The sequence below is a fragment of the Kribbella rubisoli genome, from assembly GCF_004217145.1.
Lineage (GTDB): Bacteria > Actinomycetota > Actinomycetes > Propionibacteriales > Kribbellaceae > Kribbella > Kribbella rubisoli.
The window spans coordinates 46319-62041 of the sequence record NZ_SHKR01000017.1 but is presented as its reverse complement, the minus strand read 5'-3'; the positions used below and the strand labels follow the sequence as shown (position 1 = coordinate 62041).

Genomic DNA, 15723 nt, shown 5'->3' with positions numbered 1-15723 from the left:
TGTCAGTCAGTCTGGAAAGGGGTCAGCTGGCCTTGAAGACGAAGGCGAGCGCGATACCGATGATCGCCAGAACCTCGGTGACGCCGAAGCCGATCCACGCGATCGACTGCAGCTTGCTCTGGGCCTCCGGCTGACGCGCGGTGCCGTTGATGACGGCAGCGAAGATCAGACCGACGCCGACGCCCGGGCCGATGGCGGCGAGGCCGTAGCCGAGGACTGCGATGTTGCCGGCAATCTCGAGAGCCATTTCAGGTGTTTCCTTTCGGTACGGATAGGGACTATCCGGGTTTCCGTTACTACGGGTCTATGGAGGGGTACTGCGGATCAGTGCTCGTCGGCGATGGCGCTGCCGATGTACTGCGCGGTCAGCACCACGAAGATGTACGCCTGGATGGCCTGGACGAACAGCTCCAGCCCGGCGATCGCGAGACCGAAGATGAACGTGATGACGCCGACGCCGCCGAGCAGGACGTTCCCGGACTCGAACACCATGTAGTGGCCGCCGAGCACGAACACCAGCAGCAGGATGTGACCGGCGAACATGTTCGCGAACAACCGCAGGCTCAGCGAGATCGGCCGGACCACGATGTTCGAGATGAACTCGATCGGGATCATCAGCGGCATCAGCCAGACCGGGACACCGGCCGGCATCGTCTGGTGCTTGAAGTAGCCCCAGAGGCCCTTCTTCCGGATACCGACCGCGTTGTAGATGATCCAGCTCATGATCGCGGCCGCGTACGCCCAGCCGATATGGCTGAAGGTCGGGAACTGGACCAGCGGGATCGTCCCGGCGACGTTGTTCAGCAGGATGAAGTAGAACAGGCCGCACAGGTACGGCACGTACTTCATGTACTCCTGGCTGCCGATCGCGTCCCGGGCGATCGAGTTGCGGACGAAGTTGTAGCCCAACTCCCCCGCGAACTGCAGCCTGCTCGGGACGATGGCGGCCTTGCGGGACGCTGCCCAGTAGAACCAGATGATCACGACGACGGACAGCGCGGACACCAGCACAGGCTTGGTGAACCACTCCACGCCGTCGATGATGGGCGGGGTGTCGAAGTTCTGGGGACCGGGCGGGATGAACTCGGTCGGAACGCCGGCTATCACCGGGTCTCCTCTCGCGTCGTGCTCAAGTCGGACGCCTTGTAAGTAAGGGCAGGGCGGCTCAGGGCATGGCGGTCAACAACGTCAGACCCGGTGCGGATCGCGCCAGTCCCCGAGGGGGTCAGGACTTTCCGTACCGGAAGTGCAGCAACAAGATGGTGAGCCCGGCACCGAGGACGATGCCCACCGGAAGCAAGAATTCGGTGCCGAAGAGGCGATCCAGCCCGAAGCCGATGCCCCCGTAGATCAGGACACCGCCGATCAAGTAGGACAGGACCCGCCAGCCGTCGCCCGAGTTCGGGGGTGATGGCTTCGGATCCTGATGCTCGCTCATTGGCACCCGAAACGTACCAGTTGGCGACAGATGCGGTCACATCGGGCCACGTAATCCTCACCACAGCAGGGAAGAACTTGATGATGAGCTCGCTCCGCTCGCTCAAGCCGTTACTTACGGTGCTCATGCGGTCACCTCTTTGTCGAGGTCGTAGATCGGCACGCGGAGCCGGGACCAGGCCCAGATCTCGCCGGCCATCCAGCCCATCACGACGACCAGGGCGACCAGGCCGAGCACGGTCAGATTCACGTGCCTGGCCAGGCTGTCCGAGCTCAGCGCGACCGCGAGCAGACCGCCGAAGAACGCGATCCGGCCGGTGTAGCTGGCCATCGCGACGGCGAGCTGCATGGTCGGAGAAGTCTTGCGGGACAGGTGCAGCGCGATCAGGCCGGCGCCGGAGAAGACGATCACCATCAGCAGGCCGAGCAGGGCACCCCAGAGACCGGCGACTCCGGCCGCAACCGTGGACACCGCGGTCGCGTTCACTCCGACGACCAGGGCGGCGATCAGAGCGCCACGCAGCATTGCCAGCGCCGGGTGCTTTGTCGCTTGTCCGGCGGGTTTCGGGCTGTGATCCGTGGGAGCCATCTGGTGGTTCCGTCCTGCTGGCGAAACTGGCTCGCGGCCAATTCGTCGGGTGGGCGGGGTCAGGGGTGTCGCTGTTCTTTGCTGGTGCTTGTGAAAACTAGCACAAAGTCTGCACAGTCAGCAAAACGAGGGTCCCTCCCGCTGTACAGCCACACCTTATCGGTATGCCAGGAAGGCGAGTGGTCTGGTCCCTGCCAGCGGGGATCAAACCTTGGCGAGCGGTTTCCGGGAACGCCTCGGGAGACCGGTCGTGAGCAGCACCGCGGTGACCGCGACGGCCAGCACGATCAGGGCCGTCCACCAGTACAGGACGAGGCCGAGCACCACGACGCCGTACGCGATCAGGGCGGTCCACAGGTACATCAGCAGGACGGCGCGGCGGTGCGAGTGGCCGCGTTGCATCAGGCGGTGGTGGAGGTGCTGCTTGTCGGCGGCGAACGGCGAGCGGCCGGCCTTGGTACGGCGGATGTACGCGAGCGTCAGGTCCAGCGCGGGGATCGCGAGGATGGCGATTGGCAGCACCAACGGAAGCAGTGCGGGCAGCAGGCTCGAGCCGCCGACCTCGTACGGGACGGCGTTCGGGTCCATCTGGCCGGTCAGGCTGATCGTCGACGCGGCCAGCATCAGGCCGATCAGCAGGGCGCCGGAGTCGCCCATGAAGACCCTTGCGGGGAAGAAGTTGTGCGGCAGGAAACCGAGGCAGGCGCCGGCCAGCGCGACCGTGATCAGGGTCGAGGTGGTCGCGCGGTCGAGGTTCTCGTGGAAGTTCAGCAGGTACGAGTACGCGAAGAACGCGGTCGCGCCGATCGCGGTCACACCGGCCGCGAGCCCGTCCAGGCCGTCGACGAAGTTCACCGCGTTGCAGGAGACCAGCAGGATGCCGGCGGTCAGCACGGCCAGCTGCGCGGGCGACGGCGAGATCACGCCGCCGGGCAGCGGCAGCCAGTACAACTGGATGCCTTGGACAACTAGTACGCCGACCGCGAGGACCTCGCCGGCCAGCTTGGTGATCGCGTCCAGCTCGTACAGGTCGTCGACCACACCGACCGCGCAGATCACCACGCCGCCGATCAGGATGGCGCGAGCATCGTGGGCGACCTGCAGGCTGTTGCCGAGGAACGGCAGGCTGGACGCGACCGCGAACCCCGCGATCAGGCCGCCGAGGATGGACAGGCCGCCGAAGTACGGGATCGGTACCTTGTGCACGTCCCGGGCCCGGACCTTGGCGACCGCGCCGTACCGCAGCGCGATCTGCCGGGCGACGCCGGTCAGCAAGAAGGTCGTGGCCATCGCCACGAACAGGACCAGCAGGTACTCGCGCACTAGTCCGCAGGCCTCGCATCGGGATCGGTCGTGTTCTCGTCGTCCTGGTTGGACGCTGCGACCGGCTCTTCAGTTGGCTTGGCTTCGTCCGGCTCGGCTTCGTCCGGGTTGGTTTCGTCGGCCGGCTTCGGTTCGTCGTCCTCGGTGCTTACCTCGGGTACGACGGCGCGTAGCTGCTCGAGTGACAGCGCGCCGACGCGGACCACCCGGGGTGTGTCGCCGGTGATGTCGACGATCGTGGACGGTTCGCCGCCGGTGACCTGGCCGCCGTCGAGGTAGACCGCGACCGACTCGGCCAGCTGCTCCTCGGCGTCGTACACGTCCAGCGCCGCCGGCTGACCGGACTTGTTCGCCGAGCTGACCGCGAGCGGTCCGGTCCGGGACAGCAGCTCGCGGGTGTTCTCGTGGTCCGGCACGCGGAGCGCGACGGTGCCCTGGGTCTCCCCCAGGTCCCACATCAGCGAGGTCTGCGCGTGGCAGATCAGCGTCAGCGGCCCGGGCCAGAACTCCTGCGCGAGCTTGCGCCCGTTCTCCGGTACGTCGGTGGCGAGCGCGTCCAGCGACTCGACCACCGAGATCAGCACCGGCGGCGGCATGTCCCGGCCGCGGCCCTTGGCGTCCAGCAGCCGCTGGACGGCGTCGGCCTTGAAGGCATCCGCGGCGATGCCGTACACGGTGTCGGTCGGCAGCACGACCAGGTCGCCGGCCTCGATGGCGTCCACAGCCGCGCGGTACGCCGGTGCCAGTTCGTCCCCGGTGAAGTCGAAGCGCTCACTCACGGGGTGAATCGTGCCACTCAGGCGGGCCCCACCCCTAACCGGGTCGATGCTGACAGTCGATTGTCAATTTCCGGGCAGACCGGTCCGCGATCTCCTTAAGATCCCGGTCATGACTGTATTGAATTGTCGCGACTCCGTCGCGACGGGTCACGGGGCTGGAACTCCCGGCCTTCCCTCGTCGCTCCGGTCGCTTCGCTCCCTCCGCTCCTCAGTCCAGGACGGGAGGCCCCATGACCGTGTCGCGTGAGTTCCTCGCCGGGTTGCCGAAGGCCGAGTTGCATGTCCACCACGTCGGGTCCGCGTCGCCGCGGATCGTCGCCGAGCTCGCCGCGCGGCACCCGGGATCGCCGGTGCCGGCCGACCCGGGCGCGCTGACGGAGTACTTCAAGTTCAGCGACTTCGCGCACTTCATCGACATCTACCTGTCCGTCGTCGAGCTGATCAAGACGCCGGAGGACGTGCGGCTGCTGACGTACGAGATCGCCCGCGAGATGGCCGAGCAGCAGAACCTGCGGTACGCCGAGCTCACGGTCACGCCGTACACCTCGGTGGTGCGCGGGATCCAGGCCGAGGCATTCTGCGAGGCGATCGAGGACGCGCGGGTCGCGGCCGAGAAGGAATTCGGTCTCGTACTGCGGTGGATCTTCGACATCTCCGGTGAGGCAGGGATCCCGGCCGCCGAGGAGACGCTGCGGATCGCGACCAAGATCCGCCCGGAGGGGCTGGTCGGGTTCGGGCTGGGCGGGCCGGAGATCGGCGTACCGCGGCCGCAATTCCAGCCGCACTTCGAGGCGGCGATCGCGGCGGGTCTGCACAGCGTGCCGCACGCGGGCGAGACGACCGGGCCGGAGACGATCTGGGACGCGGTCCGGGTGCTGAAGGCGGAGCGGATCGGCCACGGTACGTCGACGATGCAGGACCCGAAGCTGGTCGACTACCTGCGCGAGCACCGGATCCCGCTCGAGGTCAGCCCGACGTCGAACATCGCCACCCGCGCCGTCGCCTCGTACGACGTCCACCCGCTGCGCGCGATGGCCGATGCCGGCCTGGTGGTGACGATCAACTCCGACGACCCGCCGATGTTCGGCACCGACCTCACCAACGAGTACGTCGTCGCGTCGCGGCTGCTCGACCTCGACGCGACCGGCGCCGCCGAGCTGGCGAAGACCGCCGTCCGGGTGTCGTTCGCCGAGGACGCGGTGAAGGACTCCCTGCTGACCGAGATCGACGCCTACGTCGAGCAGAACAAGGAGTAGCTGCCAGACTGTGCACCGTGACGGATGACCTGCGGCTGGACCTCCTGGGCCCGCTGCGCGGTTGGTCCGGCCACCGCCGGCTCGATCTCGGGCCGACCCGTCAGCAGACCCTGCTCGCTGTGCTGGCGTTCCGGTCCAACCAGGTCATTTCCGCACACGAACTGGTCGAGCTCGTCTGGAGTGATGCACCGCCTTCGACCGGCGTCAAGATCGTTCCGCCGTACATCTATCGGCTGCGCAAGTTGCTGCCCGAGGGCGTGCTGGTGCACACACGGGACGGCTACAGCTTGCGGCTGGCTCCTGGTGCGCTGGATCTGGATCGGTTCGAGGGCCTGATCAGTGCGGCGCATGGGTGCCGGGACAAGGACGAGGCGGCGGCGAAGCTGTCCGAGGCGCTGGAGTTGTTCACCGGCGAGCCGTTGAGCGGACTGGCCGGCCACTACCTCAGCGTGCAGCGTCACCGGCTGACCGAGCGACGGCTGAAGGTGCTGGCCGAGCGGATCCAGCTGGACCTGGAGCGCGGCCGGTACGGCGATCTGGTGCCCGAGCTGGTCGCGCTGGTGGAGGAGGACCGGCTGCGGGAGCAGTTCGCCGGGCAGCTGATGCTCGCGTACTGGCGCAGCGGCCGGATCTCCGAAGCCCTCGAGACCTACACGCGGACGCGGCACGAGCTGATCGAGCAGCTCGGTGTGGAACCCGGTCCGGAGCTGCGCGCGATCCACGAGCGGATCCTGCAGAACGACGAGCCTTTGGCGCGTCCTGCGGTGCGTGACGAGCTCCCGTACGACGGTGCCGCGTTCGTCGGGCGGGACGACGTACTGAAGCAGGTGGTCGACGCACTGCGCACTGCAGGACCTGCTGTCGTCGCGATCGACGGTATGGCAGGTGTCGGGAAGACTGCGCTCGCTGTGCGTGCTGCACGGCAGCTGGCCGACGTGTACCCGGACGGGCGGCTCTTCATCGACCTGCACGGGTACACGCCGGGGCATGAGCCGGTCTCGGCGTTGCAGGCGCTGGATCGCTTGCTGCGCACGCTGTCCGTTCCGGCTGACCGCATCCCGGCGGACCTCGAAGAGCGGGCTGCGCTGTGGCGGTCTGAGTTGGCTGGGCGGCAGATCCTCGTCGTACTCGACAATGCGCCGGACAGCGCGGCAGTGCGGCCGTTGCTGGCCGGTGGGCCGCGGTGTGGCGTGCTGGTGACGAGTCGGCGGCAGTTGACTGGTTTGGACGCCACTGCGCGCCTCGCCCTCGACGTACTGCGGCCTGAGGACGCACGGGAGTTGCTGGCGGAGATCGTGGGCGCAGACCGTGCCGGCTCTGCGGATGCTGCGGCAGAAGTCGTGAACCAGTGCGGCTATCTGCCGTTGGCGATCCGGGTGGCTGGGGCACGGCTGCGGCATCGGCCGAGCTGGACGATCGAGCACCTGTCCAAACGACTCGACGCCGAGGACAGGCGGCTGGCTGAGCTCAGCACGGACAGTGGTGGGGTCTCCCCCGCCTTCGCCTTGTCGTACGAGCATCTGCCGCCGGACCAGCAGCGCCTGTTCCGTCTGCTCGGTGCGATGACCGGACAGGACATCGAGATGTACGCCGCTGCCGCGCTGGCCGATGTGGACGTGGTGGAAGCAGAGGACATGCTGGAGCAGCTCGTCGACGCCAATCTGCTGCTGCAGCTGCGTCCTGGGCGTTTCCAGTTCCACGACCTGCTGCGCCAGTACGCACGGACGCTGGCGCCGGAGCCAGACGCAGTACGGCGTTTGCTGGACTACTACCTCTACGCGACCGCGGAGGCCAGTGCGGCGATCTTCAGCAGTCGGCTACAGCCTCTGCCCGGGCCCGCGCCGGTCCGGTTGCCTGAGTTCGATTCGGCGGCTGAGGGGTTGGAGTGGATCGACGCCGAGGGTGCGAACGTGCTGGCCACTGTCAGGTCTGCGGAGTCGTCGCCGGAGCATGTCTGGCGGACCGGTCTGGCGGTGGCGTCGTGCTTCTTCCAGCGTGGCCGGGTCTACGAGATGGATGAGGCGCTCCAGCTGGCTCTGCGCGCGGCTGCCGGCGACGCGGAGGCGGAGTCTCGGGTGCTGTTGTCTATCGGCAGCCTAGGGCGGTACCGCCTTGGCGCTGAGGCCAGTCTGAGGACGCTGCAGGAGGCGCGGGACAGACTGCCTGCCGATGCGGACCTCGCGTTGCGCGCGCGGTTGCTGGCGTCGATCGGTTACAGCCTCGCGAAGCTCAGTCCGGACGACGAGGCGCTCGCAGTACTGCGGGAAGCGCTGGAGGTGGCGCGGCGGGCTGGTGATCAGAGCATCGCGTCGCGGGTGCTGGCGTACCTCGGGGCGACGTACGGCGACCGCAGGGAGTTCGCTCAGGCGCTGGCGGCGTATCAGGACTCGCTGGAGCTCGGCGATCCCGCGGTACAGTCCGAAGTACTGAACGGGATCGGTGAGTGTCTGCTGGAGTTGGACCGCGTGGACGAGGCGGTCGCGGCGTTGACGACGGCACGAGACCTGGGGGTCGAGCGTGGGGCGGACTACAGCCTGATCTACACCTACGCGTTCCTCGGTACGGCGTACGCGCGGCAGCGGCTGTGGAGTGAGGCCATCGACGTCGGGCGTCGTTCGCTGGAGCTGGCGCTGGAGAGCGACTCGAAACAGTCGCAGCAGAACGCGTACCTACGGCTCGCGGAAACGCTGCTGGCCAAGGGGGATCTCGCCCAGGCACGTCCGCATTTCGCACGGGCGCTGGAGCTCGCGCTCGAGGAGGGGCAGGAAGCTACCGTCGAGCGGGCCGCAGACGGGCTGGATCGGACCGGTCCGGCCGCTTGATTGTGGTTGGCTGGTGCGGTGAGGAGAGTCTGTGGGGTGCTGTCCGTCAGCCTCTTGTGCCTTGCGGCCTGCAGCGATACACCATCACCCGCACCCGTGCCGACTACTGGCTCACCGTCGCCTGTGCGCAGTACGCCGACTCCGCCACCCCCGCCGGCGGACGGTGAGCTGCCGCGGGGCGGGCGGGTGATCTTCCCGAAGTACCAACTGGTCGGGTACGTCGGTCTGCCGGGATCGCCGGCGCTCGGGCCGCTGGACAAGGACCTCGACGCGAAGGCGGCCAAGCTCGAGAAGCTGGCTGCCACGTACGCGGGAGGCTGGACGCCGCAGCCGGTGATGGAGCTGATCGCCGTCGTCGCGCGTGGGTCCCGCGGCAAGGACGGTCTGTATCGCGGGCGGTTGGACGACTCGGCGATCGAGCAGTATCTGACGGTCGCGCGGAAACACAAGATGCTGTTGCTGCTCGACATCCAGCCGGGGCGGGCGAAGATCCTGCCCGAGGTGAAACGGCTCGAGCGGTGGCTCAAGGAGCCGGACGTCGGGCTCGCGTTCGATCCGGAATGGGCCGTCGGTCCGGGGCAGGTGCCGGGGCGCGTCTTCGGGCATACGACGGGGGCGGAGCTCGACAGCATCGCGGCGTACCTGTCTGGGCTGGTGACGGCGAACGACCTGCCGGAGAAGGTGTTCGTGTTCCATCAGCTGTCGGCGCGGATCGTCAGCAACGAGAAGGCGCTGAAGCCGCATCCGGGCGTGGTGACGATCAAGTCGGTCGACGGGATCGGCGCTCGCGAGGACAAGCTCAAGACGTGGGCGAAGCTGACGACGAGCCTGCCGCCGGCTGTGCATGCCGGGTTCAAACTCTTCTACACCGAGGACACGCGGCACGGTCCGTTGATGACACCGCCGCAGGTGCTCGCACTCAAGCCGCGGCCGGAGCTGGTGATCTACGAATGATATCGATCGCTTTCGCCAACGTGGCCGGCGGTCGCTTCGTCGACCCTTCCGGACGCTACCTGGACGAGGACCGTACGGCGGACTTCGGGCGGGCACTGGCTGGGCTGCGTCCGGACGTTCTGATCGTGACCGAACTCGACCCTTCCGGCGACCAACTCGAGCGGCTGACCGCGGCAGCGATGCCCGACGCGGAGTTGGTCCGGCACGCATTCTCGGACTCGCATATCCCCGGGGTTGCGCGTTTGGGCGTCGGCATCGCGTCGTCGTACCCGCTGACCGAACTCGACCGGATCGATCTGCCGAACCCCTCGATCGACTTCCTGCATTGGCGAACCGGCGAGCCGCTTGTTGCCCACAGCAAGGGCTTCTTGGTGGTGCGGGGTGACTTCGGGGAGCTCGGCGAGATCTACATCGTGGGCGGGCAGGTGTGTCCGATCCACATGTTCCGCAGCGCTGAGGGGGTCGAATACACGTACCGCGAGGGGCCGGGACGGGAGGCCGGCGAGCAGCTGGCGGCGTTCTTGCGGGAGGAGCTCGCGGCGCTCGGTGTGCAGCGCGCGATCGTCGCCGGCGATCTCAACATGCCGAACCCCGGCGACTTCTTCGGCACGTCCCTGGGCCTCGTGGACGCCTTCGGCAACCCACCGCCCGTCACCACGCCCGACGGCCGCTCCATCGACCGCCTCTTCAGTACCCCGGACCTGGTCGTCCGCGACGTCGAGGTGGTCAAGCTACTCGGCGCAGACCACTACCCAGTCGTCTGTCGCGTCACCAGCAGAGCTGAAGAAACACCCGCGATCGGCCGAATCCGCGAACAGGACCTCACCAGGGTTTCGAACCGGTTAACTGTCAACAGTCGACGCCGGCCTTTGAATCGAGATCGATAGCCGCCTTACCCGACCACGCCATCGGAGCGGTCGTTCGGCCGCATCGTTGCTCGAAACGGGAACACGTTGTCGATCCACATCACGGCGGACAAAGCACGAGGCATGAACCATCGTGGTGGATGGCCGAGGTTGATCTCTTTGCTGCCGACGAACGTGTCCCCGGCGCTGAACTGAAATGTCGTGGTCATGGCCCCGGCCAGCAAGCTGTCCAGGTGCTTCAGCTCCAGACCACTGAACTTGTGTGCGCCGACCGCGATCACCAGCGGGACATCGTAGGTCGTCGCCAGCTTCTCGTACCTTCGAACCTTCTCTTCGATCCTTTGCACCAACCGCTCAGCAGTGACCACGCCCGCGAGCGAGCTGGGCGGGACGAATTCGGCATGTAACCGCCCACCCGACACGGTCGCCAACGGCTTGTCGCGAACAGCAAATGTGTAGCCGTGGCTGAACAAGAGTCCCTGGCTGAACGGTGACAGCCGCTGCCGCAGATCCTGGGCGATACGCTTCGCCGTCCGCGCATCAGGGGGCTTCGCCAACCCAGCGATATCCGGCAGGGTGACGAGGACCGGTACGGGGATCTGTCGGATTCGTGCAACCAGTCCATACCAGCCCCGCATCCGTCGATAGACGTCCTGCGGAGGACTGTCAGTGTGAACCTCTACAAAGGCGGCCGGACTGCCGTCGTCGCTGACGACGGTCCAATCCGGCGTGAGTCCGTCCCATTCTTGTTCGTAGGCGATCTGCCTACGTTGCTGCCGGAGTTCGGCACCAGCGGCCAGCTCGAAGATGACCGGCCAGAAGTGATCCTCGCCCCAGATCTTGTGAGCAAGCTCCGAGGCCATGTCTGACGGCAGCTGCGCGAGTTGCTCATCCAACCATTGGCGCCAGCCGCTGTACTCCTCTTCGACCGCTATGTCGTACGTCGTGGGACGCTCCTGCGGAGGCCTGCGCCCATGGCGTTTGCGGTGTGCGGAAAGAAAGTCAGCGCCGAAGTAGCGCGACTGTGCATCCTTAGAACACACGGAGGAATCCCCTTTTCCACGCATCGCCGGTCTTGCGGATCAGACTCGGCGGCCGGTGGTGAAGCGGTGTCGGCCGGCGAGGTCCAGTTGGTCGCGAACCTCGGTGAAGGAGCCAGTGGTGGAGAAGACGGCAGGGGCCGACTCGCCCTGGACGTCGGCGTGTTCGCAGGCGAACCAGCCGCCGGGTTTGAGCAGGCGGGCCGCGGTGGCGGCGACCACCTTGATCTCGTCGAGGCCGTCGTCGCCGGACCACAAGGCGAGCGCTGGGTCGTGGTCGCGTACCTCCGCGGTCACCGACTCCCAGGCTGTCAACGGGATGTACGGCGGGTTGGAGATCACCGCATCCACCTGACCGTCGAACTCCGGCAGGCAACCGTCGATGTCACCCTCGTGCAGGATCGCGCCGGTGCCGTCCAAGTTGCGCCGGGCCCACACGCACGCCTCCGGTGACAGCTCGACCGCGTGCACGATGCTGTCCGGGCGCTCTGTCGCCACGGCGCCGGCGATCGCACCGGAGCCCGAGCACAGATCAACCACCAGCGGGTTCTTCACGCCGGCGATCCGCTCGAGAATCCAGCCAACCATCACCTCGGTCTCCGGCCGCGGCACAAACACCCCCGGCCCGACCACGAGCTCCCGATACCGAAACCCAGCAGTCCCCGTCAGATGCTGCAACGGCTCCCGAGCAGCCCGCCGCTCAATCAGCTCCCCAAAGACCCGCAGCTGCTCCTCACTCGGCTCAGCCAAATGCATCCGACTAGACCCAGTAACAAACGCAAGCAATTCAGCGGCGTCGTACTCAGGCGAAGCAACCCCCGCCGCAGCCAAGCGCTCAGCCGCACCCGCAACCAACGCCCGCACTCCGCCGGGACCATCCCCTACTCCCCCGCCCCCGAGCGAAGCGAGGGGGCGGGGTTCTTTTTCGTTCACTTGGAGTCGACGGCCTCTAGGCGGGCGGTCAGGTCGGCTTCGGTGAGGGCTGTGATGACCGGCTCGAGTTCGCCGCCGAGGACCTGGTCGAGATTGTGGGCCTTGTAGCCGACTCGGTGGTCGGAGAAGCGGTTCTCGGGGAAGTTGTAGGTGCGGACGCGCTCTGATCGGTCGACCGTGCGGATCTGCGACCGGCGAGCGTCGGAGGCCTCCTGGTCGGCGGCCTCCTGCGCAGCGGCCAGCAACCGCGCACGCAGTACGCGCATCGCCTGCTCACGGTTCTGCAGCTGGGACTTCTCGTTCTGCATCGACACCACGATGCCCGTCGGCAAGTGCGTGATGCGTACGGCGGAGTCGGTCGTGTTCACGCTCTGCCCACCGGGACCCGACGACCGGAACACGTCGATCCGCAGATCGTTCTGGTCGATCTCGACGTCGACGTCCTCGGCCTCCGGCAGTACCAGCACGCCGGCCGCGGACGTGTGGATCCGCCCCTGCGACTCGGTCACCGGCACCCGCTGCACCCGGTGTACGCCGCCCTCGAACTTCAGCTTCGCGTACGGCGCATCGCCCGGCTCCGGCGTACCTTTCGCCTTCACGGCGACCGTGATCGACTTGTAGCCGCCCAGGTCGGACTCGGCCGAGTCGAGCACCTCGGTCTTCCAGTTCTGCGACTCGGCGTACTTCAGGTACATCTTCAACAGGTCGCCGGCGAACAGCGCGGACTCGTCGCCGCCCTCACCCGCCTTGATCTCGAGGATCGCGTCCTTGTCGTCGTTGGGGTCCCGCGGCACGAGCAGCGTCTGCAGCCGCTCCGCCAGCTCCTCGCGGCGTGCGGTCAGCCGCGTCGCCTCCTCGGCGAACGTCGGGTCCTCGGACGCGAGCTCCCGCGCGGCCTCGATGTCGTCGCCGGTCTGCTGCCACTCGTCGTAGGTACGAACCACGGGGGCCAGCGCGGCGTACCGCTTGCCGACCCGGCGGGCGTTGGCCTGGTCGGAGTGCAGCTCCGGCTCAGCCATCTGCCGCTCCAGCTCGGCGTACTCCGCCTTCAGCGTCTCAACAGCCTCGAACACGCTGCACTCCTCCTCTCGAACCAACCCTGACAACACAAACCGCGCGCCGGTCCCGCCCATGACAGGCGGAACCGGCGCGCGGCAGGAAAGCTACTTCTTGGCGTACCGCTTCTCGAAGCGGGCGACCCGGCCACCGGTGTCCAGAATCTTCTGCTTGCCGGTGTAGAAGGGGTGGCACTGCGAGCACACGTCGGCGTGGATCACGCCGTTCTCCGCGGTCGAGCGCGTGGTGAACGTCGAGCCACAGGTGCAGGTCACCGTGGTCTCCACATACGTCGGGTGGATGTCGCTCTTCAAGACAGTCTCCTAGGTTCAGGTGCCCCGGGTCGTCCACACGGTGTGAACGTGAACCGGAACCGACGTACCAGTTTGCCACCCGAGGGCGGCAAACTGGTAATCGAGGGTCGTTCAGTCGCCGTTGGTGGTGCTGTGGCCGGAGCCGGTCGACGGCGTGGTCTTGTTGACCTGGAGCAGGAACTCGATGTTCGACTTGCTCTCCTTGAGCTTGCCGATCAGCAGCTCCAGCGCCGCCTGACCGTCGAGTGCCGAGAGCACCCGGCGGAGCTTCCAGACGACCTGGGTCTCGTCCTTCGACATCAGCAGCTCCTCGCGGCGGGTGCCGGAGGCGACGACGTCGATGGCCGGGAAGATCCGGCGGTCGGCGAACTCGCGGCGCAGCCGGAGCTCCATGTTGCCGGTGCCCTTGAACTCCTCGAAGATCACCTCGTCCATCTTCGAGCCGGTCTCGATCAGCGCGGTGGCGAGGATGGTCAGCGAGCCGCCGTCCTCGATGTTGCGGGCCGCACCGAAGAACCGCTTCGGCGGGTACAGCGCGGACGAGTCCACACCGCCGGACAGGATCCGGCCGCTGGCGGGCGCCGCGATGTTGTACGCACGGCCCAGCCGGGTGATCGAGTCGAGCAGTACGACGACGTCGTGGCCGAGCTCGACCAGCCGCTTGGCCCGCTCGATCGCCAGCTCCGCGACCGTGGTGTGGTCGTCGGCCGGCCGGTCGAACGTCGAGGCGATGACCTCGCCCTTGACCGTGCGCTGCATGTCGGTGACCTCTTCGGGCCGCTCGTCGACCAGCACGACCATCAGGTGCACTTCGGGGTTGTTCGTGGTGATCGCGTTCGCGAGCGCCTGCAGCACCATCGTCTTACCGGCCTTCGGCGGCGAGACGATCAGGCCGCGCTGGCCCTTGCCGATCGGGCTGACGATGTCGACGATCCGGGTGGTGAGGATCCCCGGCTCGGTCTCCAGCCGCAGCCGCTCGGTCGCGTACAGCGGGGTGAGCTTGTTGAAGTCCTGCCGCTGCTTGGCGATCTCCGGGTCGGCGCCGTTGACGGTGTCGATTCGGACCAGCGGGTTGAACTTCTCCTTGCGCTCGCCCTCCTGCGGCTGCTTCACCGCACCGGTGATCGCGTCGCCCTTGCGCAGGCCGTAGCGCTTCACCATCGAGAGCGCGACGTACACGTCGTTCGGGCCGGGCAGGTAGCCGCTGGTCCGGACGAACGCGTAGTTGTCGAGTACGTCGAGGATGCCCGCGGCCGGCACCAGGACGTCGTCCTCGCTGATCGTCGGCTCGGCGTCGAACCGCTCGCCGCGACCACGGTTGCGGTTGCTGTCACGGCCACTGTCACGGCCGCTGTCACGCCCGCCGTCGCGGCCACTGTCGCGGTTGGCCGGCTGGCCGTCGCGGTTGCGCTCCCGGTCGCGACCCCGGCGACGGCGACGACGTCCGTCGCCGTCCTCGCCGCGGTCGTCCTGGCGGTTCCGCTGGTTGTCGGTCTGGCCGTCGCGGACATTGTCGCGCCCGGCGTCGCGGCCGGTGTCGCGGTTACGGTCGCGGTTGCCGTCCCGGTTCTGCTCGCGGTTCTGCTCGCGGTTGCCGTCGCGGCTGCCCTGGCCGTCGCGCTGACCGTCCCGGTTGGTGTCCCGGCTCTGGTTGTCGCGGTTGCGGTCCCGGTTCTGGTTGCCGTCGCGGCTGTCCCGGCTGTCCCGAGCGCGGTCGCGGTTGCGGCTCTGGTTGTCGCCGCGGTCGTCGGCGCGCTCGTCGCCACGGGTCTCGACCCGCTCGGCGGCGCCGTTCTGGGCGGCGGTCCCGGTGTGCGCGGCGGCCGGCGCCTCGGCCGGAGCCGAGGAGGTGACGGTCGCGGCGGCCGGAGCGGTCACCTCGGGAGCGGCGCCGTTCTGCGCCGGCTCGTCCTTCGGGGTGTCGAGCGGTGTCTCCTTCTGGGCCGCGGCGCGGGTCCGGCGACTGCCACCCTCGCGCTTGGCCGGCGCCTCAGCGGTCTTGGCCGCGGGCGCTGCAGATGACTCGGTGGCCTCATCGAGCGTCGGCTGTGTCACCTTCGCCCGGGATCCACCGGTCGAGCCGCTCTTGGCGGTGGACCCGCCGGTCTGAGCGGCCTTGATCGCCTCGATCAGCTGGCCCTTGCGCAGTGCGCCGGTGCCCTTGATGCCGAGCGTCCCGGCGAGCTGCTTGAGCTCGGGGAGCAGCATGCCCTCGAGGCCGCCACCAGCTTTGCGGCGACGCGGCGCGGTGGTAGCCGCGGCGTCTCCTGCGCTGGAGGCTTCAACAGTTTCTGTCACGTGAGGTCCTTCCCACACGGATCGTCGAAGGCCTGCACGGCTCATCGACCAATTTC

Annotated in this window: 15 protein-coding genes; 4 read left to right on the top strand and 11 right to left on the bottom strand. The window is 67.6% G+C overall.

Annotated features, from left to right (window positions below):
• Positions 1–22: 22 nt before the first annotated feature.
• The 6 genes from atpE to EV645_RS35815 form a co-directional block, all read right to left on the bottom strand.
• Entirely contained in the window at positions 23–247 is a 225-nt protein-coding gene (gene atpE, locus EV645_RS35840; RefSeq protein ID WP_130448646.1) for an ATP synthase F0 subunit C, read from the bottom strand.
• 77 nt (positions 248–324) lie between these two features.
• Positions 325–1107 carry a F0F1 ATP synthase subunit A gene (gene atpB / locus EV645_RS35835; RefSeq protein WP_130448644.1) on the bottom strand — a complete coding sequence of 261 codons (783 nt, stop codon included), beginning with the start codon at positions 1105–1107 and terminating at the stop codon, positions 325–327.
• Between the two features lie 118 nt (positions 1108–1225).
• Positions 1226–1438 (bottom strand): AtpZ/AtpI family protein, encoded by a 213-nt coding sequence (locus EV645_RS35830; protein ID WP_130448642.1) that lies wholly within the window; start codon positions 1436–1438, stop codon positions 1226–1228.
• A gap of 123 nt (positions 1439–1561) precedes the next feature.
• The gene (locus EV645_RS35825; protein WP_130448640.1) at positions 1562–2026 is read right to left on the bottom strand and encodes a Cg1360 family ATP-synthase-associated protein; all 465 of its coding nucleotides are present in this window, start codon (positions 2024–2026) and stop codon (positions 1562–1564) included.
• A gap of 204 nt (positions 2027–2230) precedes the next feature.
• Positions 2231–3349 carry a glycosyltransferase family 4 protein gene (locus tag EV645_RS35820; protein WP_130448638.1) on the bottom strand — a complete coding sequence of 373 codons (1119 nt, stop codon included), beginning with the start codon at positions 3347–3349 and terminating at the stop codon, positions 2231–2233.
• Complete coding sequence (locus tag EV645_RS35815) at positions 3349–4128, bottom strand: L-threonylcarbamoyladenylate synthase (protein ID WP_242000871.1); 780 nt, start codon at positions 4126–4128, stop codon at positions 3349–3351. Before EV645_RS35815 ends, EV645_RS35820 begins: the two co-directional genes overlap by 1 nt.
• Before the next feature lie 230 nt (positions 4129–4358).
• Here EV645_RS35815 and EV645_RS35810 point away from each other — a divergent pair, with 230 nt between their 5' ends.
• The 4 genes from EV645_RS35810 to EV645_RS35795 all read left to right on the top strand — a co-directional run bounded on the left by EV645_RS35810 (position 4359) and on the right by EV645_RS35795 (position 10047).
• Entirely contained in the window at positions 4359–5384 is a 1026-nt protein-coding gene (locus EV645_RS35810; protein ID WP_130448634.1) for an adenosine deaminase, read from the top strand.
• Positions 5385–5401: 17 nt separating this feature from the next.
• Complete coding sequence (locus EV645_RS35805) at positions 5402–8206, top strand: AfsR/SARP family transcriptional regulator (RefSeq protein ID WP_130448632.1); 2805 nt, start codon at positions 5402–5404, stop codon at positions 8204–8206.
• A 96-nt stretch (positions 8207–8302) separates the two neighbouring features.
• Positions 8303–9160, top strand: a complete 858-nt coding sequence (locus EV645_RS35800; RefSeq protein WP_242000870.1) for a hypothetical protein — start codon at positions 8303–8305, stop codon at positions 9158–9160.
• Complete coding sequence (locus EV645_RS35795; protein WP_130448628.1) at positions 9157–10047, top strand: endonuclease/exonuclease/phosphatase family protein; 891 nt, start codon at positions 9157–9159, stop codon at positions 10045–10047. The genes EV645_RS35800 and EV645_RS35795 overlap by 4 nt, the downstream gene beginning before the upstream one ends.
• A gap of 5 nt (positions 10048–10052) precedes the next feature.
• On the opposite strand, the gene EV645_RS35790 is transcribed toward EV645_RS35795, so the two are convergent.
• From EV645_RS35790 to rho, 5 genes are all read right to left on the bottom strand, one after another.
• Complete coding sequence (locus EV645_RS35790) at positions 10053–11069, bottom strand: hypothetical protein (protein WP_130448626.1); 1017 nt, start codon at positions 11067–11069, stop codon at positions 10053–10055.
• Positions 11070–11108: 39 nt separating this feature from the next.
• Complete coding sequence (gene prmC, locus EV645_RS35785) at positions 11109–11930, bottom strand: peptide chain release factor N(5)-glutamine methyltransferase (protein ID WP_130448624.1); 822 nt, start codon at positions 11928–11930, stop codon at positions 11109–11111.
• A 65-nt stretch (positions 11931–11995) separates the two neighbouring features.
• The gene (gene prfA / locus EV645_RS35780) at positions 11996–13072 is read right to left on the bottom strand and encodes a peptide chain release factor 1 (protein ID WP_130448622.1); all 1077 of its coding nucleotides are present in this window, start codon (positions 13070–13072) and stop codon (positions 11996–11998) included.
• A gap of 90 nt (positions 13073–13162) precedes the next feature.
• A complete protein-coding gene (rpmE, locus tag EV645_RS35775; protein WP_130448620.1) occupies positions 13163–13369 on the bottom strand; it encodes a 50S ribosomal protein L31 in 207 nt (68 codons plus the stop codon).
• Positions 13370–13480: 111 nt separating this feature from the next.
• Positions 13481–15667, bottom strand: coding sequence for a transcription termination factor Rho (gene rho, locus EV645_RS35770; protein WP_130448618.1), 2187 nt, complete (start codon positions 15665–15667; stop codon positions 13481–13483).
• Positions 15668–15723: the final 56 nt, after the last annotated feature.

Bases quoted from the DNA above. Each gene is read 5' to 3' on its own strand.
- atpE (WP_130448646.1), bottom strand. From the start codon at position 247: ATGGCTCTCGAGATTGCCGGCAACATCGCAGTCCTCGGCTACGGCCTC.
- EV645_RS35830 (WP_130448642.1), bottom strand. From the start codon at position 1,438: ATGAGCGAGCATCAGGATCCGAAGCCATCACCCCCGAACTCGGGCGAC.
- EV645_RS35825 (WP_130448640.1), bottom strand. From the start codon at position 2,026: ATGGCTCCCACGGATCACAGCCCGAAACCCGCCGGACAAGCGACAAAG.
- EV645_RS35810 (WP_130448634.1), top strand. From the start codon at position 4,359: ATGACCGTGTCGCGTGAGTTCCTCGCCGGGTTGCCGAAGGCCGAGTTG.
- EV645_RS35795 (WP_130448628.1), top strand. From the start codon at position 9,157: ATGATATCGATCGCTTTCGCCAACGTGGCCGGCGGTCGCTTCGTCGAC.